Consider the following 21,452-nt stretch of genomic DNA (forward strand, 5'->3'; position numbering starts at 1 on the left):
GTCGAACCTCGCACGGTGCTTTCTTATTGTTGTGGCTTATCGTTTTTATGGTTTCTGCCGTTCGTGGCGATGCACGAACGGAGGCAAGCGAAACGTCTGCTGTGAGCAATACACGGAGCGTGCCAGCTTGCCGATAAGCTTTTCAATCAAGCAGTTACGTGAAGATCAAGGCGAAGTGGCGGTACTGGCGGTGCTTGCCGACGTCCAATTTCGCGACAGCTGTTGCAGTCTGAGACAAGCATAGTTGTTGCGGCGTCAGCGACATTGCGTCGCGCGACAGATGACCCGGAGCTGGCAGCATCCCCCATGAAAAACCTCCAGAAGAGTGACGCCTGCCGAACCCACACGAAAACAAGCCCCGCCAATGACGGGGCTCTTGTATTGGTTGTTTACCCGCGCCTAGCGAACAGAGTTGTCCGGGTGAACCTTGTAACGCCCACAATAGTTGCAAACCATCGAGCATTCACAGTGGGCGCCGGCCTTGGCTGCCAATGCCGCGGAATCACGCTGGGCCGCTTGAATTCGACGATCCCGGTGATACCCATACGCGAGCAGCAAACTGACACCCATACACCACAGCCCCACAATTAAAGCCGCCATCATTTTCCCTCCATCATGGCAACACCGAATGAGGTAACGATTACGAAAAAACTGATTGAAGCCATCCAGGCACCTGCCCGAATCGTATCGAAATCGGCCAGGTCGCCGATCAACAGCGCCGCAATCCCCGTCACCAGAAATCCAGTCCCCACGCCCATCGTAAAATTGGTTAGCCATCGAATGGTTAAGTTGTTCATCGACATCCCTGTGAAGACACTGACCCGCCAAATCCATGGCAGGAAAACCCTATACACCAAGCAACTTAGCTCGTACCTCATGCCTCCACCAGTCGGTAAAAACTGTCAGACGCGCGGCTTTTCCTACACCTGAAACGGTCCGATTTTGCTCAAGCCCCATCACAGCGGCGTTGGCTTTGTAGGACGCGTATCTTGCTTCTCAACGGGTGTCGCGTTTTGAGACAAATTAACGCCCACTGCCACTCAATCGCCTCCTCCGTTAGCCCGTACAACCGGGCTGTGCGCCACCTTCGAGCATTTGGCACAACCATTGCGAAAGCCCCTCTCGATCCCATCGAACAACAAGAGGTTTCGCCATGCCCCTGCCCTATCTGCTCCCTGCCACCTCGGCCTTTATCCAGCGCCCGCCGCGCATGCTAATCGGCGGCGACTGGGTCGAAGCCACCGACGGCCAGACCATGCCGCTGCACAACCCGGCCACCGGTGAAGTACTGTGTGTGGTGCCTCGAGCCACCCCGGAAGATGTCGACCGCGCGGTGCTCGCCGCCCGGCAAGCCTTCGATGATTCGGCCTGGAGCCGCACCCGTCCGCGCGAACGGCAGAACCTGTTGTGGAAACTTGCCGACCTGATGCAGCGCGACGCCGAGCTGCTGGCGCAACTGGAATGCCTGAACAACGGCAAGAGCGCGGCGGTGGCGCAGGTGATGGACGTGCAACTGGCCATCGACTTCCTGCGTTACATGGCCGGTTGGGCGACCAAGATCGAAGGTTCCAGCGTCGACGTTTCGTTGCCGCTGATGCCCGGCGATCAGTTCCACAGTTTCATTCGTCGCGAAGCAGTCGGCGTGGTCGGCGCCATCGTCGCCTGGAACTTCCCGTTGCTGCTGGCCTGCTGGAAACTCGGCCCGGCGCTGGCCACCGGTTGCACCGTGGTGCTCAAACCGGCCGACGAAACCCCACTGACCGCGCTGAAACTGGCGGAACTGGTGCTGGAAGCAGGCTACCCCGAAGGCGTGTTCAACGTGGTCACCGGCACCGGCATCACGGCCGGCTCCGCCCTGACCCACAACCCGCTGGTCGACAAGCTGACCTTCACCGGCTCCACCGCTGTCGGCAAGCAAATCGGCAAGATCGCCATGGACTCGATGACCCGGGTCACTCTGGAACTGGGCGGCAAATCACCGACCATCGTCATGGCCGACGCCGACCTGAAAACCGCCGCGGCGGGTGCGGCCAGTGCAATTTTCTTCAACCAGGGCCAGGTCTGCTGCGCCGGTTCTCGGCTGTATGTGCAGCGCAAGCATTTCGACAATGTGGTGGCCGATATCAGCGACATCGCCAATGCGATGAAACTCGGCAACGGCCTCGACCCGAGCATCGATATGGGCCCGCTGATTTCCGCGCGCCAGCAGGAGCGGGTCTACAACTACATCGAAATGGGCCGGGAAAGCGGCGCGACCATCGCCTGCGGCGGCGAGCAGTTCGGGCCGGGGTTCTTCGTCAAGCCGACGGTGATTGTCGATGTCGATCAGCGGCATTCGCTGGTTCAGGAAGAGATCTTCGGGCCGGTGCTGGTGGCGATTCCGTTCGATGACGAGGCCGATGCGCTGCGCATGGCCAATGACAGCCCTTACGGTTTGGGCGCGAGCATTTGGTCGAACGACCTGGCGGCGGTACACCGGATGATTCCGCGGATCAAGTCGGGATCGGTGTGGGTCAACTGCCACAGCGCGCTGGATCCGGCGTTGCCGTTTGGCGGCTACAAGATGTCCGGAGTCGGGCGCGAGATGGGGTATGCGGCGATCGAGCATTACACCGAGCTGAAGTCGGTGTTGATCAAGTTGTAATGACTGCGCTCACGGCTCAGGGTTTGAAACCCTGAGCCAACAGCCACCCGCGAACGGCTCGCCCCTGCTCAAGCGTCAATCCCGCCAACACCTGATCTGCCGGTTCATCGCGCAAGCGATGCACCAGCGGAGCCAGCTCGACACCTTGCACATGCCAGATCCCCAGCGGTTGATCCGCCGTGATCACCACCTCGGCTTCATCGACAAACCCGTCACGCAACACCGGCATCCGCTCGATGCGCAACGCGGCAAAGTCCGCTTGCGCATGAGCCACTTCAGCATCTGGCCACTGCCGCCGCGCCTGCCAGAACGGCTGATCGAGCCAACGCTGTTCATCGGCATAAAAGTCCCGGCCGATCCGCGCAAAACGCAGGAATAGTTGCTCCACACGCTGACGGTGAAAACGCTGGGCCAGCGCCGCTCGTTCCGGTTTGCGCAACAGCGTGTTGATCACCACCGGCGCCTGCAACGCCGAGGACAGCGACTGAAAAATCCCGTTACCCGACAGCGGGTCCACTGCCATCGCGGCATCGCCGACACGAATCCAGTTATCACCGCAGACCTGGTGCGCAAGAATCGCGGTGCTGCTGCGAGCGTGCAGTTGCAACTCCAATTCCTGCCCGGCGGCAAAGAAGGCTTGAGCAAATTCCGAGGCCTTACGCCGCGCGCGACAGTAGTCGAGCAACTGCGCCTTGCCCGGTAATTGGGCGCTGGCCACATCCACCGTCCACTGCCAATAACACTGGCCATCGTCCCGTCGGGCCATCCACGCCCAGCCGTCTTCAAGGCTTTCCACGGCGCTGGCAGTCACACCCGGCGCGCCTTGCCAGCGATTGAGCAGGCTGACCGTCTCCGGCCCGCGCAGACCTTTACCGGACGCCGGCGCCTGTCGCCCACGGGCTTCCACCAGAAAATCTGCCGTTAGCGTCTGACCGCCATCGAGTTCAACCCGATGCCCCTCAGCCGAGGAATGAACATTCAGGACTCGCCCTTCAATCACCTCGGCCCCGGCCACCCGCAAGTCTTCACGCAAGCCGCGATCAAAAGTCGGACGATCCAGCAAAAACTCGATGTTCTGCGCATGCTGCTGACCGTTCCACGCAACCTGCCTTTGGGACGGCAACGTGGCATTCGCCAAAGCATGATTCAACCCGGTACCACGCAACGCCTCCAACACCCGTTGCGACACACCTTCGAGGGCCGAAAACCGCCGCCATTCGCTGACCAGCGTCACCGCGTAACCCAGTCGTCGCAGCCCCAATGCGACCGCCGCACCAGCCGGACCGGCACCGAGAATCAGGATCGAAGTCACGGATCGAAACGCCGTTCAGGGCCGCGATAACTAGCGTGCTGTTTCAGCCAGTCAATAACTTCGACATTGCTCGCCTGCGGATACTCCAGCAGATAGCCGGCAATATGCCCGCTCAACGCGGCACACCCCAGACTGGCCCCGGACTGCCCCGGATAAGTGCCGCGAACACACGCGGCAAAATCCGCCTGCGCACTGTCGAGCCATGACCATTGCTCATCGGTACAACGCGCATCGCCGGTCACCCGCAACACCTGCGAATAACTCGCTGGAAACACCGCCGCGCCCTGCGCCGGGCTCGATGCACACAGCAACACTCCATGGGCCACCGCCGCCGCGCAGGCCTCGCGCAACAGGCTGCGATCCTGGCGCAGGCCGAGGCTCAGATTGATCAGCCGCACGTCCTGCGCCACCAGCCAGTCGATGGCCGAGGCGATCTGCAAAGCGCTGGTAATGCCGCGCTGATCGAACACTTGGGCCACGCAAATCTGTGCGGCCGGTGCCCGACGGCTGATTGCTTCGATCACCGCGCTGCCATGCCCGAGGGGATCGTCGCGCAAATCGGATTCAGCCAGTCCATCCTCCAGCAACGAGAATCGCCGCCCGGCAATCACTTGCACTCGCTGCGCCGCCGAGTGCCCGCTGTCGACCACACCAATCCGCAATTCAGGCTTCATGCAGCACCGTTTTCGAAATGAGCACACCGTCGAGCAATTCAAAGCGCAGATCGGCATCGGCCAGGGTCGACGGACGATGGCTTATGAGGATCCGCGTGCGCCCGGCAAACAACCGGTCGATGGCTTCGATCACTTCGCGCTCGGTGGTTTCGTCGACGGCCGATGTAGCCTCGTCGAGCACCAGAATCAGCGGATCCTGCAACAGCGCCCGGGCAATCGCGATCCGCTGTTTCTGTCCGCCGGACAACTGCTGACCGCGCTCGCCCAATGGGCTGTCGAGGCCTGCGGGTAACGACGCGATCAGGCTGTCGAGTTGCGCCAGCCGTGCGACTTCGGCGATGGCTTCGCGGCTGGCGTCCGGCACTGCGTAAGCCAGGTTGTCGGCGAGGCTGCCGCGAAACAGCACGATGTCCTGACTGACCACGGCGATGCGTCGGCGCAGTTCGAACAGTTCCAGTTCACGCAGATCCACTTCGCCGAGCAACACCCGCCCGGCCTGCGGATCGTGATGCCGTTGCAGCAGGTCGATCAGCGTCGATTTGCCAACGCCGGAGCCGCCGCTCAAGGCGACTTTCAAACCGTAGGGAATCGTCGCTTCGATCCCGCTCAACGTACTTGGGCGGCCCGGATGGCTGAAGTGCACCGCGTCGAAACGCAGCTCGCCCGAAGTCGGAAACGGTTTCGGCGCGACCGGTGAAAACACCGTGGGTTCTTCGCCACGCAACTCCATGACTCGCCCAAGACTGACGGTCATGCGCTGGATCGCCACGTACAACCCCAACAGGCTCTGCACCGGCCCGACCGCCATCCCCAGATAAGTGGAAAACGCGATCAGCGCGCCGAGTTGCCAGGTGCCCTGCACTACCCAATAACCGCCGATCAAAAACGCGCAGGCGCGGGACAGCGAGGTCAATGTGCCCGGCACAGCCTGGGTAAAAAACTCGGTGACTTGCAGGCGCAGCAACTGGTTCATGTAGCCTTGCCCGAGGCTTTCCAGACGCCACGCTTCACGCTGCTGCTGGCCGGCGGACTGGATGAACTTCATCACCGGCAGGGTCTCGACCATGAACGACGACATGTCCGCCGAACGCTCGCGCAACTGCCGCACATCGCGCTCGACCTTGCGCCGCATCCAGCGCAGCCACAGCACGTCGAGCGGAATCAGCACCAGCGCCAGCAATGACAGTTTCCACGACAGCGTGAACAGCATCGCGATCGCGACCACCAGGCCGATCACACTCGATACCGCCGAGAACAACGAGTCCACGGCAAAGCGCTGAATCTCCGCCACATCGCCGTCGAGCCGCGACATCAGATCGCCGATCCGCCGTTGGCCGTAGAAGCTTGGCGAGAGCTTCTGCAAATGCCGGTAAAGGTCATCGCGCAGGGCAAACAGAATCCGCCCGGACAGGCGCGTGTGCAGATAGCGATTGATCCCCGACAACGCGGTGCCGAGCAGTCCCGCGATGATCATCAACACCGCGATCAGTACCAGCATCGGAAAGTTGCGCGCCAGCAAGCCGTCGTCGATCAGCAGTTTGATCAGCCACGGCTGCACCAGCACCAGCAGCGACGCGCACACCGAAAGACCGAGCAGGCCGGCAATGGCCAGACGCTGCGGCCGCACGAAACCGTATAGCCAACGCAACGACGCTTGCAGTGCGGCGGGGTTCTGGCTGTCGATCAGCCGCACGAACAGGCGCTGCATCACGAGCGCAACTGTTTGAGTTTGCGGTACAGAGTCGCGCGGCTGATGCCGAGGGCGTCGGCCGCGGCCGAGACATTGCCCTGATGGGTGTCGAGGGACTGGCGGATCATCTCCAGTTCGTTCTCGCGAATGCTGCCGGTCTGGGGTTTCTCGGTGAGGGACAGTTCGTCGAGCATGCTGTCGGGCAGGTGATCGAGGGTCAGCACCGTTTCACCGGGTTCGCGCATGGCCAAAGCGGTGCGCAAGACCATTTCCAGTTGACGGATGTTGCCCGGCCAGTGATAAGCGCCGAGCAGGCGATTGAGGTCGTCGTGCAGCACGGCGTTCGGCGCGTCGAGTTTGCCCAGCAGCCGAGTGACCAGCGCGCTGAAATCATCACGCTCTCGCAGGGCCGGGAGCATCACGCTGATGCCGTTGACCCGATAGAACAGATCCTCGCGAAATTGTTTGTCCTCGACCTGACGCTTGAGGTCGCGGTGGGTGGCGCAGATCAGCGCGACGTCGATGTCCTGCTCTTCCCCGGCACCCAGCGGCGCGACTTTGCGGTCCTGCAAAACCCGCAGCAGACGCGCCTGCAAGGCCAGCGGCATGTCACCGATTTCATCGAGGAAAAGCGTGCCGCCGTGGGCCTGTTGCAGGCGCCCGATCATGCCGCCACGGCGCGATCCGGTAAACGCACCTTCACGGTAGCCAAACAGTTCCGATTCGATCAGGCCTTCGGGAATCGCCGCGCAGTTCACGGCCACAAAGGGTTTGTCGCTGCGGCTGCCGGCCAGGTGCAGGGCGCGGGCGATCACTTCTTTACCGGTGCCGGTTTCGCCGAGCAACAGCACCGGCAACTCATTGGCCAGACCTTGGCGGGCCATGCGCAAGGCGCGGGCGTAGCGGGTGTTGTTGCCGGCCAGGGCTTCCAGATCCGGTTGCGCCTTGGCGGTTTTCGCCACGCTGCGCGGCGGGCCGCCGAGGTTCACCGAACGCGCCGGGGCTCGCAGGGTTTTGTAGAAAAACTCGCCCTTGGCGGTCTGCACACTGCCGACGCCGCCCTGTTGCAGACGGGTCAGCAATTGCACGCCATCGACCCCGAGAAACTCTTCGCAACGCCGTCCGACCAGCGCCGAACGTTCGGCCCGCAGCAACTGGCAGGCCTGGGCGCTGACCGCCAGAATCTGCCCGCCGAGACTCACCGCCAGCAAGCCTTGCCATGGCGATTCCAGATACTGCCGGCGACTGTGGAAGGCGAGGACAATCTGATCGGGAAAACTGTTGTTGAACACCCGACTCTCGATCTGGCTGACCGCCATGCTCAGCAGCGCGGTGCTGTCATGGACGCGGCCGAGCGGGCCTTCGCGGGTCAGGTCGAGGACGCCGAGAATTTCGCCCTGAGGGCAATGAATCGGCACCGAGGTGCAGGAGAAGTCGGTGAGGCGGTCGAGGTAGTGTTCGCCGCAATCGATCAGGGTGGGCCGCGCTTCCACCAGCGCCGTGCCGAGGGCGTTGGTACCGCGAGCGGCTTCGCTCCAGCAAGCGCCGAGGGTGATGTCCTGCAGGCCGCTGCCCTTGAGCCGGTCGGCACGTCCCTCGACCGCAAGAATGGTGGCGTCGGAATTGGCGAGGATGATCAGGCCTTCCTTGCCCTGACGTTCGGCCAGGTAATCGATGGCCGGTATCGCCGCATCGATCAGCAGGCGATTGCTCGCCAGCAACACATCGAGACTCGCGCTCGACTCCAGCGCCAGCTCATGTTTGCCATTGAAATGCACGCCGTGGCTCAGGCTGCGCCGCCACGAAGCATCGATCTCCGCACGCAACACGCCATCCGGGACCTGCCCTTCGAGATGGAGTTTTTCCCGGGCCAGCCGGGCTTCGTGGTGAGACTTGGGATCGGTTGTTTTTATAAGAGTCATCAAGCGCTCCGGAGCGGTCCGCTTTGCGCTTTTTTACATCAGCGCCCTGACGCCAATGTTTACGTTAACGTCAGGGCGATGGCAAGCACCGTAGGGCGCTTGTGTTCCAGCAGGCGGATTGCCTCAGCGCTGCCACACCTCGGCATTCACGAAAAACGCCCGGGCGTTGTCTTCGAGACTTTCCAGGTGATAGCCGCCTTCCTGCACGATCAGACATGGCAGGCCCAGGCTGCGGATCCGCTCACCCAGTGCCGCAAAGCCTTCACGGGTCACGGCGACTTTGCTTTGCGGGTCCAGCTCATAGATATCGAAGCCCAACGACAACACCAGCACCTCGGCGCCGAACTCGCATACCGCGTTCAATGCGACTTCCAGTTGCCCGAGGAAATCCGCTTCGCTTGAACCATGGGCCATCGGCAGATTGAGGTTGAAGCCCTCCCCCGCGCCGCTGCCACGTTCGTCGGCGAACCCGGCGACGCCCGGATAGAAGTTGGTCGGATCGCCATGCACCGAGACGTAAAGCACGTCATCGCGATCGTAGAAAATCTCTTGGATGCCCTGGCCGTGGTGCATGTCGGTGTCGAGCACCGCGACTTTATCGAACTTGTCGCGCAGCACCTGCGCCGCCACCGCCGCGTTGTTCACGTAGCAGAAACCGCCCGCCGCTTCGGCCCGGGCATGGTGCCCCGGCGGACGGCACAAGGCGTAGGCCGCCGGCTCACCGTCGATCAGCGCCTGAGCCCCGGCCACTGCGCTTTGCGCCGACCAGTACGCCGAGCGCCAGGTCTGCTCGCCGACCGGGCAACTGCCGTCCGCCAGATAGCGCGCTGCCTGGGCGAGGATGCCGCGCAATGCATTGGGCTCGCGGACGAAGATGTTCGACATCACCTCATCGCCCCAGTCTTCGGGGATTTCTTTCCAGCGTGCGTGCGCTTCCTGAAGGAACGTCAGATACGGCGCGCCATGCACCGCCAGCAACGGTGCGAGGCCGGCATCGGCGGGTTGCTCGACACTGAAGCCCAAGCCATGGGCGGCCTGCACCAGACGTTGCGCACGCTCGGGGACTTCCTGCGGTGTACGCATCTGCCCACGCGAGTAATAGCTGCGAGGATGGTGGAGCAATTGTTCGGGGTGGAAAAAACTGCGCATGGTTCAGGCTCCCTGTTCGATTCGACCGGCGCGGGCCAGCACGGCGTTGAGCAATACATCGGTGCCCTGCTTCACGTCTTCGGGCAACACGTCTTCGGCTTCGTTGTGGCTCAGGCCGCCAACGCACGGAATGAACACCATCGCCGTCGGGCAGTAACGCGCGAGGTGAATCGCGTCATGGCCGGCGCCGCTGACAATCGACTGCTGAGCGTAGCCCAGCGCATCCACCGCCTCTTGCACGGCTGCCACGCATTCGGCGTCGAACGGCGTGGCCGGGCTGATCCAGTGCGGGGTGATCGTCAGGTTCAGGCCTCGGCCATCGGCGATGGCCTGCAACCGGGCGCGGACCTGTTGCTCCATGGCGGCAATGGCGTCATCGCGGTGATGACGCAGATCGACGGTGAAATTCACCAGCCCCGGAATGGTGTTACGCGAAGACTTGTTGATACTCAACTCGCCGACCGTGGTCAGGCCTTCGGGGGCAAAATCTGCGGCCAGACCTTCAATCGCCTGAATCATCCGCGCCACACCGTACAGCGCATCTTTGCGCAGCGGCATCGGCGTGGTGCCGGCGTGGGCGGCCATGCCTTCCACGCGCACATCGAGCCAGCGGATCGCCTGACCGCCCGTGACCACGCCGATGCTTTTGGCGTTGTCTTCAAGGATCGGGCCTTGCTCGATGTGCGCTTCAAAATACGCATCCACCGCGCCGCCCAACGGACGCTCACCGGCGTAACCGGTACGCTGCAACGCCTCGGCAACGCTGATGCCATCGACATCGCGCACCGCCAGCGCCGCGTTCAGCTCCATGATCCCGGTGAACACTGCCGAGCCGAACATGGCCGGGGTGAAGCGCGCGCCTTCTTCGTTGGTCCACACCGCCACTTCCAGCGGTTTGCGGGTCTGGATGTTCAGGTCATTGAGGCAACGCACGACTTCCAGCCCGGCGAGCACGCCGTAGACGCCATCGAAACGCCCGCCTTCGGGCTGGGTGTCGAGGTGGCTGCCCATCATCACCGGTGCGGCGTCAGGATCGGTGCCGGCGCGACGGGCGAACAGGTTGCCGATGGCGTCCACGCTCAGAGTCATTCCCGCTTCGCGGCACCAGTGGGCGAACAGTTCGCGGCCGGCCTTGTCTTCATCACTCAGCGCCAGACGGCAGCTGCCGCCTCGGGCCGTCGCACCGATTTCGGCCATGGCCATGAGGCTCGCCCACAGGCGTTCGCCATTGATTTTCAACATGAGGTTCTCCTGAAATTCCGGGTTAGGCACGGGCCATTTCCGCGCGATGGGCACTGGCGTGACGACGGGCGAGGGACAGCACGCAGACCAGCGAAATGCCGGCGATCAGGCTGTAGAACACCGCCATCGGCCACCACTGGCCGGTAAATTTGTGCGCCAGCATCGTGCCGATCAGCGGCGTCAGCCCACCGGCCACCGCGCCGCAGATCTGATAGGCCAGCGAGATCGCGGTGTAGCGCACACGAGTCTCGAACATGCCGCTGACGTAACCGGCGATCACCGCATAGAACGAGGCCATGCACACCACCGCCAGCGCGATGCCGAGGATGATCAGCGGCGCCTGGGCCGTACTCACGAGCACGAACATCGGGTACGGCGAGGCCATCGCCAGCAGCGACACCAGACACAGGAAACGCGTCGCACCGATCTTCTCCGCCGTCCACGCCGCCAGCGGTTGAATGCAGAACTGGATGATCGCGACGAAGAACAGGCATTCGAGAATCAGCGAACGTGGCAGCGCCAGTTGCTGAGTGGTGTAGGCGATCATGAAAGTGTTGGTGAAATACACCCCGGCGATGCCCAGCGTGTTGGCACCGATGCACAGCAACAGCGGACGCCACGCGGTGCGCAGCACTTCCATCACCGGCGCCTGCTCTTTCTTGATTTGCTTGCTGGCTTGCTCGCGGCTGGCGAGGAATTCCGGCGACTCGTTCACGCCCAGTCGGATCGCCAGGCCCACCAGCAGCAACAGCGCACTGGCGAGGAACGGTAAACGCCAGCCCCAACTCATCAGGTCTTCTTCCGGCAAACGGGTCACCGCGCTGAACGCCAGCAGCGACAGGATCAAACCCGCCGGGCTGCCCAGTTGCGCGAACGACGCGAAGAAATTGCGCCGGCCCTTCGGCGCATGCTCGCCGGCCATCAACACCGCCCCGCCCCACTCGCCACCGACGGCGATGCCCTGGACGATACGCAGCAGAATCAGCAGCACCGGTGCGGTTGCGCCGATCTGCGCATAGGTCGGCAGCAGACCGATGCACACCGTGACCACACCCATCATCAATAGCGTGATGATCAGCGATTTCTTGCGGCCGATTCGGTCGCCGATATGACCAAAAATGATCCCGCCCAACGGCCGGGCAAAGAAGCCCACGGCGAAGGTGCCGAATGCGGCCATGGTGCTGAACAGCGGATCGTCGGAGGGAAAGAACAGCGCGCCGAACACCAGCGCGGCGGCGGTGGCGTAAATGTAAAAGTCGTACCACTCGATCATGGTGCCGATGAAGGCTGCGGCCGCCGCACGGCGCGGCTGGTTCGAAGCGTGGGGCTTCATGGGGTCGGGCTCCTTTGATTGTTTTTTTGGCAGGAGGAAAACGCAAATCCGAGGCGCTCTGGCGGCGCCTGTCGTGGGGTGATTTATCGTCCCGGGGCTATGATTAGTCAATTTTCTATTTATTATTCCGAGTATTAACTCACCTTATAATCGAGAGCCGCCATGGCTGAACGTGATGTGCAACGCCTGCTCAACGACCGCCTCGACTGGAACCTGCTGCGCACCTTCCGGGTGATCGGCCAGGAGCTGAGCATCAGCCGTGCCGCCGCGCGTCTGCACCTGACCCAACCGGCGGTGAGCCAGGCACTCAAGCGTCTTGAAGAGCAACTGGGCCGACAGTTGATCGCCCGGCGCGGCCCGCGCTTTGCCCTCACCGAAGTCGGCGAGCAGATCTTCGAACTGGCCGGCGAGATCTACGGGCAGATGTCCCAGGTCAGCAGCCTGCTGGAGCAACCGGCCGACGAAGTGATTGGCAAGGTGCGACTGCTGATCATCAGCCGGATTTTCTCCGAGCGCTTCGATGACTTCCTCGCTGACTTTCATCGGCAGTATCCACGGGTGGACCTGGAGGTCGATGTGATGCGCAGCTCGGACATCGTCAGCGCCCTTCAGGAGAAAACCGCGACCCTCGGCCTCAGCCTCAATCGCCGCCCGCAACCGCGTCTGGAACAGCGCCTGTTCCTGCGTCAGCGCTATGCGTTTTTCTGTGGCAAGCACCACGCGCTGTTTGGCCGACAGGACATCGGCGAAGGTGATTTGCAGCGGGAGAACTTCGTCAGTTTCACCAGTGACCAGATTGGCGGAATGCTCTCGCCGCTGACGATTTTTCGCGATCAGCAGGGCTTCAGCGGACGCATCGTTGCCTCATCGCCAAGCCTGGAAGAAGTCCGGCGACTGGTGATCGCCGGGTTCGGCATCGGTTGCTTGCCGGAGCACGTGGTGGCGGCGGACGTCGAGGCCGGATTGCTCTGGCGCCTGCCGCCCCACGAGGGGATTGCCGATGTCGACATTCATCTGTTGTGGAACCGCGACCAGCGCATGAGCCACGCCGAAACGCTGTTCATCGAACGCTTGCAGGCCTGCCTGGCGGATCAGTAACCGAGCAGTCGATCCGCGCTGTTGAGCAAAGGCTCACCGGCATTCAAACGGCGGAAGTTCTCGGCGATCTGTTCAGCGATGCAATCGTGGGAAGCCGCCGAAGCCATGTGCGGGGTGATGGTCACGCCCGGGGTTTTCCACAGCGAATGATCGGCGGGCAGCGGTTCCTGCTCGAAGACATCGAGCAGCGCACCACGCAGTTTTCCCCGGGCCAGCGCCTGCTGCAGATCCTCGATATTCAGATGCCCGCCGCGCCCGACGTTGACCAGTGCCGCACCGTTGGCCAAGTGCTCGAAAGTCTGGCGATTGAGGATGCCGCGAGTCTCGTGGGTGAGCGGCAACAGATTGATCAGCAACTCCACGCCGTCGAGGAACGGGTTGAAAGCATCAGTGCCGGCGAAGGTCTGCACGCCCGGTAAATCCTTTTTGCTGCGCGCCCAGCCACGCACCTCGTAACCAGCGTTGGCCAGGTCTTGAGCGATCGCGCTGCCGAGCGAGCCGAGCCCCATCACACCGATCCGAAACTCATGGGCCGGGCGTTGCAGCGGTCGCTCCCAATGCTGTTGGCGCTGTTGCTCGAGCACTTGATCGAAGCCGCGATGATAGTGAATCACCGCCCAGCGTACGTACTCGGTCATGCCTTGCCGATGACCGGGATCGACCACCCGGCACACCGGCAGATCCGGGCATGAAGGATCGTGTTCCAAGTGATCGATACCGGCGGCGACCGAGTGAATCACTTGCAGATTGGGCAACGCGGCGAGACTGTCCGCCAGCGGAAACCAGCATGCTGCGATCTGCGCATTCACCGCCCGGGGATCGTCGGCCAGCACCGCCGAAAGCTGCGGCGCGCGGCGGGCAAAGGCTTCCTGCAATTGTTTGAGCAACAGCGTGTCGCGGGACATCAGTGCAACGGTGTTCATGACAGATAGGACTCGCGCTGGGATTCGATCAGGGTCAGTGCGGCCTCCCAGGCCAGGTCGATGATGTTGTCCTGTTCATCGCGGTCGAACTGTTCGGCGGTGTGGGCGCAGACTTCCGGCGAGGGGAAATGCAGTTCGCAGCCACCGGCCAACGCCTGCACTTGGGCCTGGCAGGCACGCTCCAGAAAATGGATTTCCTGGAACGCCTGGGCCACGCCGGAACCGCCGACCAGCAGGCCGTGATTGCGCAGGATCATGGCGCGATGCGGGCCAAGGTCGGCGATCAACCGATCGCGCTCGTCCAGCGACAGCGCGATGCCTTCGTAGGTGTGGTACGCGAGTTTTCCGTAGAACTTCAGTGCGTGCTGACTGATCGGCAGCAGGCCCTGTTTCTGCGCGGCGACGGCCATGCCGGCGGCGGTGTGGGTGTGGATCACGCAGTTAAGATCTGGGCGCGCCATGTGGATCGCCGAGTGGATCACGAAGCCGGCGGCGTTGACCCGATGCCCGGCGTATTCCGGGTCGACGATGCGCCCGTCCTGATCGATGCGCACCAGATCGGAAGCGCGCATGCGGTCGAAAATCACCCCGTAGCGGTTGATCAGGAAATGATGCTCAGGCCCCGGAATCCGCAGGGTGATGTGGGTGTCGATCAGGTCGGTCATGCGAAAGTGCGCGATCAATCGGTATAACGCCGCGAGCTCGCAACGGGCTTGCCATTCGATCGGATCAATGTGGGCGGGCTTACTCACGAATACACCTCTTTGTTGGTATAAAGGACGACCGGGTTGGCCCGCAGACGCGCGAGGCCGCAGACACCGATCAGAGACAGGGCCGACAGCAGCGTGAAGAACACTGCCAATGGCAGCCACTGCCCGGAGAACTTGCTGGCCAGCAGCGTGCCGATCAGCGGCGTGGTGCCGCCGGCCAACGCGCAGCTCAATTGGTAGGCGATGGAGATCCCCGAGTAGCGCAGATGCACCGGGAAGGCCTGGGTCATGTATCCGGCGATCACCGCGTACAAAGCCGAGAGAATCACCACCGCGACGGCGATGCCGAGGGTCATCAGCAGGATGTTCTGAGTGCCGACCAGCAGAAACATCGGGTATGGCGTGACCATGCACAGCAACGCCACCAGCATCAGGAATCGACCTTCGCCGATGCGTTCGGCGAGCAGCGCAGACACCGGTTGCGACAGCAGTTGAATGACCGTCACCAGGAACAGGCAGTCGAGAATGGTTGCGCGCGGGATGCCCTGATATTGGGTGACGTAGGTGATCATGAAGGTGTTGGTGAAGAAGAACCCGGCCGAGCCGATGGTGACTGCGGCGGCGGCGAACAGGATCTGCCGCCAGCACTGACGGATCACGTCTTTCACCGGGTATTTGGCGGTTTCGTTGTTGTCCTTGGCCTTGGCGAATTCCGGTGATTCATGCACCCCGGAACGAATCATCAGACCGACCATCATCAGCACGCCACTGGCGAGAAACGGCAGACGCCAGCCCCAGGCGAGGAAGTCTTCCGGCGGCAGCGACGTCACCAGACGGAACGCGATCAACGCGAGCAGCAAACCCGCCGGGCTGCCGAGCTGGGCGAACGAGGCGTAAAAGGTTTTGCGTTTGGCCGGCGCGTGCTCACTGGCCATCAACACCGCCCCGCCCCACTCGCCGCCGACGGAGATGCCCTGAATCAAACGGAGAACAATCAGCCCGATCGGCGCCCAGATGCCGACGCTGGCGTAGCTCGGCAACAGACCGATACCTGCGGTAGCCAGACCCATCAGCGCCATGGTCACCAGCAGCATTTTCTTGCGGCCGAGACGATCGCCCAAATGACCGAACACCATCCCGGCCATCGGGCGGGCGATGAAGCCGACGGCGAAACTGCCGAACGCGGCGAGCGTGCTGGTCACCGGGTCGCTGCTGGGAAAGAACACCTGCCCGAGCACCAGTGCGGCAGCGGTGGCGTAGATGTAGAAATCGTAGAACTCGATGGTCGTGCCAATGAAGGCAGCGGCCGCGGCGCGACGCGGCTGAGCGGTGGTGTGCATGCAAGAACCCTGTGTATTTATAGTTTTGGGCAGGTGTCGAGGCGGCTGACGGTCGCGCTCTGCGGCGCTTGTGGGCTTTATCGCTTCCATGACAGGATTAGTCAATTTTCAAAAACTTATCTTTACTATTAGCGTGACTACTACATGACCTCTTCCGCTAATCCTTGGGTCGGCCGGCGTTTTCTAAATGACCGGCTGGACTGGAACCTGCTGCGCACCTATCTGGTGATCGGTCAGGAAGGCAGCATGAGCCGCGCCGCTGCCCGGCTGCACATCACTCAGTCGGCGGTCAGCCAGGCGTTGAAACGTCTCGAAGAACAACTGGATTGTGTGTTGATTGCCCGCAGCGGACGGCGCTTTGATCTGACGGAAACCGGTGAAGAAGTCCTGCGGATTGCGGCGGATATCTACGGCGATATTTCTCGTTTGGGCACCGTGGTCGAAAACCGCCATGACGACGTGGTGGGCAAGATCCGTATCCTCACCGTGAGTGGCGTTCAGGCGCGGCATTACGATGAGTTTCTTGCGGACTTCCACGAAACTCACCCGAAAATCGAGCTGGAAGTCGAGGTGATGGGTAGCTCGAACATCATCAGTTCATTGCTGCAGAAGACCGCTACGGTGGGAGTCGGATTGTGTCGTCTACCGCAGCCGAGGCTGGAACAACGAGTATTGTTTCGTGAGCGCTATGCGTACTTTTGCGGGCAGCGGCATCGACTGTTCGGACAGCAGAATCTGACGCTGGAACAGCTGGCGGCGGAGAACTTCGTCAGCTTCACCAGCGATCAGCTTGGCGGCAATCTTTCGCCGTTGACGCTGTTTCGTGACCAGCAGGGATTTACCGGCAAGATCGTCGCCTCCTCCACCAGTTTCGAAGAGATTTATCGTCTGATCTGTGCGGGGTTCGGAATTGGCTGTCTGCCGATTCACCTGGTGCGACGAGATGTCGAACAAGGCTTGCTGTGGCGCTTGCCGCCGGAGGATGGGGTGGTGGATTTCGATATCCAGCTGCTGTGGAATCGCGAACAGAAGATGACTCAGGCGGAAACGGTGTTCATCAACAGCTTCCAGCACATGCTCAGCTTGCGTGAGCCTGTGCTGTGAAGCTGCAGCGGATTACACGTGGGGATCGCCCGGTGCCTTGGTCGGCGCCGCGTATTGCGGCTTGAGGTGACCGTCCTGGTCGAGCAGCCAGGCGTCCATGATCTGCCGCACCACCGGACCTGCGACCCGGCCACCGGCCTCGCCGTTTTCGATCATCACCGAGATCGCGATTTTTGGATGTTCGGCGGGCGCAAAGCCAACGAACAAGGCGTTGTCACGGTGACGTTCGAGGGTTTTCTCGCGGTTGTAGCGCTCCCCCTGCTTGATCGCCACCACCTGCGCCGTACCGCTCTTGCCGGCGATGCGGTATTGCGCACCGGCCGCCGCCGCACGAGCAATGCCTCGGGCGTCGTGCATCACCATCTGCATGCCGTGGTTGACCTGCTCCCAGTCACGCGGATCCTTGAGCAGGATGTTCGGCATCGGGTGTTCGTCCACCGGCGCCACACCATCGACAGTCTTGGCCAAGTGCGGACGATTCCAGATGCCCTTGTTGGCAATCAGTGCGGTGGCTTGAGCCAATTGCAGCGGCGTGACCTGCATGTAGCCCTGACCGATACCGAGGATCACGGTTTCGCCGGGAAACCAGGCTTGCCGGCGCGTGGCGCGCTTCCAGGCCTGGGACGGCATCAGGCCGGGCGACTCCTCGAACATGTCGAGCGAGACTTTCTCGCCGAGGCCGAACATCGCCATGTAATCGTGCAGGCGATCGATGCCGAGCTTGTGCGCCAGGTCGTAGAAGTAGGTGTCGTTGGAACGCATGATCGCCGCGTCCATGTCCACCCAGCCGTCGCCGCTGTGGTTCCAGTTGCGGTACTTGTGGTCGAAGTCCGGTAGTTGGTAGTAACCCGGATCGAAGACGCGGGTCTGAGGCGTGACCACGCCGGCGTCGAGTCCAGCGATGGCCACTTCCGGCTTGATCGTCGAGCCGGGTGCATACAGACCGCGCAGCACGCGGTTGAACAGCGGGCGGTCGATGGAATCGCGCAGCGCGGAATATTCCTTGGAGCTGATACCGGTCACGAACAGATTGGGGTCGAAGCTCGGGTTGCTGACCATGGCCAGTACTTCGCCGGTCGAGGGGTCCAGCGCAACGACCGAGCCGCGACGGTCGCCCAGAGCGGCTTCGGCGGCTTCCTGGAGCTTGATATCGAGGCTCAGGACGATGTTTTTGCCTGGTATCGGATCGGTGTGTTTCAGCACGCGCAGTACGCGGCCCTGAGCGTTGGTCTCTACTTCCTCGTAACCGACGTGGCCGTGCAGTTGTGGCTCGTAGAAGCGTTCGATACCGGTTTTGCCGATGGACTGGGTGCCGCGGTATTCGACGGAGTCGAGGGTCTTGGATTCTTTTTCGTTGATGCGGCCGACGTAGCCGATCGAGTGGGCGAAGTGCGCGCCCAGTGGGTAGTTACGAACGAATTGCGGCTCGACATCCAGGCCCGGCAATCGGAATTCGTTGACTGCCAGCACAGCGATCTGTTCTTCGGTCAGTTCATAGAACAGGGTTACGGGTGTAAACGGGTGACGCGACTGCTTCATGGCTTTATCGAAGACTGTGCGGTCTTCGGCGGGCAGGTGCAGGAGACTGATGACTTCATCCAGCTCCTGGTTGACGTCGGTCGCGCGTTCGCGGGTGATGGTCAGGTTGTAGCTGGGACGGTTGTCGGCCAGCAATACGCCGTTGCGATCGTAGATCAGGCCGCGAGTCGGCGGGATCGGCAGGACGTGGACGCGATTGTTTTCGGAGATGGTCGAGTGGTAGTCGAACTCGACGACTTGCAGGATGTACAGGCGCACAACCAACGCGCAACTGACGGCGAAGACGAACAAGGCACAGGCGATCAGGCGTTTGTTGACCAGTCGCGTCTCTTTTTCGTGATCCTTGATAGGGATGGGTTCGGGCATTTCTGCAGCCACTCTTTGACAAAAAATGAGCGCCGATCCTTGGGCGTAACATCAGTCCGTTAAAAAACGAGCTGCACCATACCAAAAACCGGGCGGTCATTTCAGAGGGATTTCCCCAATGGTTGCGATCGCGACGGCTGGGGGTTTCTCTAGGAACTTTCCTGCGGGCAAAACAAAACCCCAACTGCTTTCGCAATTGGGGTTTCGGAATTTAATCTTGACGATGACCTACTCTCACATGGGGAAACCCCACACTACCATCGGCGATGCATCGTTTCACTTCTGAGTTCGGGATGGGATCAGGTGGTTCCAACGCTCTATGGTCGTCAAGAAATTCGGATACTGAGTCGTGACCGGATGGCCTCGCTTCAGCAAATTGGGTATGTGACAGCTTTCGGTGTTTTGTGAGCGTCGAACTTTCGGTTCATTTTCGTCTTCACACACCGCAATCTGGTCTCTTTCGAGTCTACAGATTGCTTGGGTGTTATATGGTCAAGCCTCACGGGCAATTAGTATTGGTTAGCTCAACGCCTCACAGCGCTTACACACCCAACCTATCAACGTCGTAGTCTTCGACGGCCCTTCAGGGAACTCAAGGTTCCAGTGAGATCTCATCTTGAGGCAAGTTTCCCGCTTAGATGCTTTCAGCGGTTATCTTTCCCGAACATAGCTACCCGGCAATGCCACTGGCGTGACAACCGGAACACCAGAGGTTCGTCCACTCCGGTCCTCTCGTACTAGGAGCAGCCCCTCTCAAATCTCAAACGTCCACGGCAGATAGGGACCGAACTGTCTCACGACGTTCTAAACCCAGCTCGCGTACCACTTTAAATGGCGAACAGCCATACCCTTGGGACCGGCTTCAGCCCCAGGATGTGATGAGCCGACATCGAGGTGCCAAACACCGCCGTCGATATGAACTCTTGGGCGGTATCAGCCTGTTATCCCCGGAGTACCTTTTATCCGTTGAGCGATGGCCCTTCCATACAGAACCACCGGATCACTAAGACCTACTTTCGTACCTGCTCGACGTGTCTGTCTCGCAGTCAAGCGCGCTTTTGCCTTTATACTCTACGACCGATTTCCGACCGGTCTGAGCGCACCTTCGTACTCCTCCGTTACTCTTTAGGAGGAGACCGCCCCAGTCAAACTACCCACCATACACTGTCCTCGATCCGGATAACGGACCTGAGTTAGAACCTCAAAGTTGCCAGGGTGGTATTTCAAGGATGGCTCCACGCGAACTGGCGTCCACGCTTCAAAGCCTCCCACCTATCCTACACAAGCAAATTCAAAGTCCAGTGCAAAGCTATAGTAAAGGTTCACGGGGTCTTTCCGTCTAGCCGCGGATACACTGCATCTTCACAGCGATTTCAATTTCACTGAGTCTCGGGTGGAGACAGCGCCGCCATCGTTACGCCATTCGTGCAGGTCGGAACTTACCCGACAAGGAATTTCGCTACCTTAGGACCGTTATAGTTACGGCCGCCGTTTACCGGGGCTTCGATCAAGAGCTTCGCGTTAGCTAACCCCATCAATTAACCTTCCGGCACCGGGCAGGCGTCACACCCTATACGTCCACTTTCGTGTTTGCAGAGTGCTGTGTTTTTAATAAACAGTCGCAGCGGCCTGGTATCTTCGACCGGCGTGGGCTTACGCAGCAAGTGCTTCACCCTCACCGGCGCACCTTCTCCCGAAGTTACGGTGCCATTTTGCCTAGTTCCTTCACCCGAGTTCTCTCAAGCGCCTTGGTATTCTCTACCCAACCACCTGTGTCGGTTTGGGGTACGGTTCCTGGTTATCTGAAGCTTAGAAGCTTTTCTTGGAAGCATGGCATCAACCACTTCGTCGCCTAAAGGCAACTCGTCATCAGCTCTCGGCCTTAAGATCCCGGATTTACCTAAGATCTCAGCCTACCACCTTAAACTTGGACAACCAACGCCAAGCTGGCCTAGCCTTCTCCGTCCCTCCATCGCAATAACCAGAAGTACAGGAATATTAACCTGTTTTCCATCGACTACGCTTTTCAGCCTCGCCTTAGGGACCGACTAACCCTGCGTCGATTAACGTTGCGCAGGAAACCTTGGTCTTTCGGCGTGGGTGTTTTTCACACCCATTGTCGTTACTCATGTCAGCATTCGCACTTCTGATACCTCCAGCAAGCTTCTCAACTCACCTTCACAGGCTTACAGAACGCTCCTCTACCGCATCACTTACGTGATACCCGTAGCTTCGGTGTATGGTTTGAGCCCCGTTACATCTTCCGCGCAGGCCGACTCGACTAGTGAGCTATTACGCTTTCTTTAAAGGGTGGCTGCTTCTAAGCCAACCTCCTAGCTGTCTAAGCCTTCCCACATCGTTTCCCACTTAACCATAACTTTGGGACCTTAGCTGACGGTCTGGGTT

Annotated in this window: 15 protein-coding genes and 2 rRNA genes (1 of these 17 cut by a window edge); 3 read left to right on the forward strand and 14 right to left on the reverse strand. The window is 60.9% G+C overall.

Features of this window, described 5'->3' with window-relative positions; all coding sequences use genetic code 11:
- Positions 1-599: 599 nt before the first annotated feature.
- Positions 600-797, reverse strand: a complete 198-nt coding sequence (locus AC0R79_RS21255) for a hypothetical protein (RefSeq protein WP_474731614.1) — start codon at positions 795-797, stop codon at positions 600-602.
- A 356-nt stretch (positions 798-1,153) separates the two neighbouring features.
- Here AC0R79_RS21255 and AC0R79_RS21260 point away from each other — a divergent pair, with 356 nt between their 5' ends.
- A complete protein-coding gene (locus tag AC0R79_RS21260) occupies positions 1,154-2,644 on the forward strand; it encodes an aldehyde dehydrogenase family protein (RefSeq protein ID WP_102718161.1) in 1,491 nt (496 codons plus the stop codon).
- 16 nt (positions 2,645-2,660) lie between these two features.
- Here the strand turns inward: AC0R79_RS21260 and qhpG are convergent, their stop codons facing one another.
- The 7 genes from qhpG to AC0R79_RS21295 all read right to left on the reverse strand — a co-directional run bounded on the left by qhpG (position 2,661) and on the right by AC0R79_RS21295 (position 11,966).
- Complete coding sequence (gene qhpG, locus AC0R79_RS21265) at positions 2,661-3,956, reverse strand: flavin-dependent monooxygenase QhpG (protein WP_474731615.1); 1,296 nt, start codon at positions 3,954-3,956, stop codon at positions 2,661-2,663.
- Positions 3,953-4,630, reverse strand: a complete 678-nt coding sequence (gene qhpE / locus AC0R79_RS21270; protein ID WP_474731616.1) for a subtilisin-like serine protease QhpE — start codon at positions 4,628-4,630, stop codon at positions 3,953-3,955. Before qhpE ends, qhpG begins: the two co-directional genes overlap by 4 nt.
- Positions 4,620-6,338, reverse strand: a complete 1,719-nt coding sequence (locus tag AC0R79_RS21275; RefSeq protein WP_474731617.1) for an ABC transporter ATP-binding protein — start codon at positions 6,336-6,338, stop codon at positions 4,620-4,622. The genes qhpE and AC0R79_RS21275 overlap by 11 nt, the downstream gene beginning before the upstream one ends.
- Entirely contained in the window at positions 6,338-8,242 is a 1,905-nt protein-coding gene (locus AC0R79_RS21280; protein WP_474731618.1) for a sigma-54-dependent Fis family transcriptional regulator, read from the reverse strand. Before AC0R79_RS21280 ends, AC0R79_RS21275 begins: the two co-directional genes overlap by 1 nt.
- Positions 8,243-8,365: 123 nt before the next feature.
- Positions 8,366-9,391, reverse strand: coding sequence for a histone deacetylase family protein (locus AC0R79_RS21285; protein ID WP_474731619.1), 1,026 nt, complete (start codon positions 9,389-9,391; stop codon positions 8,366-8,368).
- A gap of 3 nt (positions 9,392-9,394) precedes the next feature.
- On the reverse strand, positions 9,395-10,633 hold the full coding sequence (locus AC0R79_RS21290) for a Zn-dependent hydrolase (protein WP_474731620.1): 1,239 nt from the start codon (positions 10,631-10,633) through the stop codon (positions 9,395-9,397).
- A 22-nt stretch (positions 10,634-10,655) separates the two neighbouring features.
- Positions 10,656-11,966 carry an MFS transporter gene (locus AC0R79_RS21295; protein WP_474731621.1) on the reverse strand — a complete coding sequence of 437 codons (1,311 nt, stop codon included), beginning with the start codon at positions 11,964-11,966 and terminating at the stop codon, positions 10,656-10,658.
- Between the two features lie 162 nt (positions 11,967-12,128).
- Between AC0R79_RS21295 and AC0R79_RS21300 the strand changes: the two genes are divergently transcribed.
- A complete protein-coding gene (locus AC0R79_RS21300; protein WP_375747601.1) occupies positions 12,129-13,064 on the forward strand; it encodes a LysR family transcriptional regulator in 936 nt (311 codons plus the stop codon).
- Here the strand turns inward: AC0R79_RS21300 and AC0R79_RS21305 are convergent.
- The 3 genes from AC0R79_RS21305 to AC0R79_RS21315 are packed head-to-tail and all read right to left on the reverse strand — an operon-like array spanning position 13,058 to position 16,037.
- Positions 13,058-13,987: a 2-hydroxyacid dehydrogenase gene (locus AC0R79_RS21305; RefSeq protein WP_375747602.1), complete on the reverse strand. Its 930-nt coding sequence runs from the start codon at positions 13,985-13,987 to the stop codon at positions 13,058-13,060. The two genes, AC0R79_RS21300 and AC0R79_RS21305, sit on opposite strands and share 7 nt — an antisense overlap.
- Positions 13,984-14,739: a class II aldolase/adducin family protein gene (locus AC0R79_RS21310; RefSeq protein WP_085608183.1), complete on the reverse strand. Its 756-nt coding sequence runs from the start codon at positions 14,737-14,739 to the stop codon at positions 13,984-13,986. The genes AC0R79_RS21305 and AC0R79_RS21310 overlap by 4 nt, the downstream gene beginning before the upstream one ends.
- Complete coding sequence (locus AC0R79_RS21315; RefSeq protein WP_474731623.1) at positions 14,736-16,037, reverse strand: MFS transporter; 1,302 nt, start codon at positions 16,035-16,037, stop codon at positions 14,736-14,738. Before AC0R79_RS21315 ends, AC0R79_RS21310 begins: the two co-directional genes overlap by 4 nt.
- 144 nt (positions 16,038-16,181) lie before the next feature.
- Here AC0R79_RS21315 and AC0R79_RS21320 point away from each other — a divergent pair, with 144 nt between their 5' ends.
- Positions 16,182-17,141, forward strand: coding sequence for a LysR family transcriptional regulator (locus AC0R79_RS21320; RefSeq protein ID WP_474731624.1), 960 nt, complete (start codon positions 16,182-16,184; stop codon positions 17,139-17,141).
- Positions 17,142-17,153: 12 nt separating this feature from the next.
- Here AC0R79_RS21320 and mrdA read toward each other — a convergent pair whose 3' ends face one another.
- The 3 genes from mrdA to AC0R79_RS21335 form a co-directional block, all read right to left on the reverse strand.
- The gene (gene mrdA, locus AC0R79_RS21325; RefSeq protein ID WP_085608182.1) at positions 17,154-19,046 is read right to left on the reverse strand and encodes a penicillin-binding protein 2; all 1,893 of its coding nucleotides are present in this window, start codon (positions 19,044-19,046) and stop codon (positions 17,154-17,156) included.
- Positions 19,047-19,261: 215 nt separating this feature from the next.
- Positions 19,262-19,377 (reverse strand): 5S ribosomal RNA (gene rrf, locus AC0R79_RS21330).
- Positions 19,378-19,534: 157 nt separating this feature from the next.
- A 23S ribosomal RNA gene (locus tag AC0R79_RS21335) occupies positions 19,535-21,452 on the reverse strand (it continues 973 nt past the right edge of the window).

The sequence above is a fragment of the Pseudomonas sp. HD57-3 genome, assembly GCF_056113135.1.

What these genes read in the sequence shown, in the direction of transcription:
- AC0R79_RS21255 (WP_474731614.1), bottom strand. Translation starts at nt 797, where the DNA reads ATGAACAACTTAACCATTCGATGGCTAACCAATTTTACGATGGGCGTG.
- AC0R79_RS21260 (WP_102718161.1), top strand. Translation starts at nt 1,154, where the DNA reads ATGCCCCTGCCCTATCTGCTCCCTGCCACCTCGGCCTTTATCCAGCGC.
- qhpE (WP_474731616.1), bottom strand. Translation starts at nt 4,630, where the DNA reads ATGAAGCCTGAATTGCGGATTGGTGTGGTCGACAGCGGGCACTCGGCG.
- AC0R79_RS21275 (WP_474731617.1), bottom strand. Translation starts at nt 6,338, where the DNA reads ATGCAGCGCCTGTTCGTGCGGCTGATCGACAGCCAGAACCCCGCCGCA.
- AC0R79_RS21280 (WP_474731618.1), bottom strand. Translation starts at nt 8,242, where the DNA reads ATGACTCTTATAAAAACAACCGATCCCAAGTCTCACCACGAAGCCCGG.
- AC0R79_RS21285 (WP_474731619.1), bottom strand. Translation starts at nt 9,391, where the DNA reads ATGCGCAGTTTTTTCCACCCCGAACAATTGCTCCACCATCCTCGCAGC.
- AC0R79_RS21290 (WP_474731620.1), bottom strand. Translation starts at nt 10,633, where the DNA reads ATGTTGAAAATCAATGGCGAACGCCTGTGGGCGAGCCTCATGGCCATG.
- AC0R79_RS21295 (WP_474731621.1), bottom strand. Translation starts at nt 11,966, where the DNA reads ATGAAGCCCCACGCTTCGAACCAGCCGCGCCGTGCGGCGGCCGCAGCC.
- AC0R79_RS21300 (WP_375747601.1), top strand. Translation starts at nt 12,129, where the DNA reads ATGGCTGAACGTGATGTGCAACGCCTGCTCAACGACCGCCTCGACTGG.
- AC0R79_RS21305 (WP_375747602.1), bottom strand. Translation starts at nt 13,987, where the DNA reads ATGAACACCGTTGCACTGATGTCCCGCGACACGCTGTTGCTCAAACAA.
- AC0R79_RS21315 (WP_474731623.1), bottom strand. Translation starts at nt 16,037, where the DNA reads ATGCACACCACCGCTCAGCCGCGTCGCGCCGCGGCCGCTGCCTTCATT.
- AC0R79_RS21320 (WP_474731624.1), top strand. Translation starts at nt 16,182, where the DNA reads ATGACCTCTTCCGCTAATCCTTGGGTCGGCCGGCGTTTTCTAAATGAC.
- mrdA (WP_085608182.1), bottom strand. Translation starts at nt 19,046, where the DNA reads ATGCCCGAACCCATCCCTATCAAGGATCACGAAAAAGAGACGCGACTG.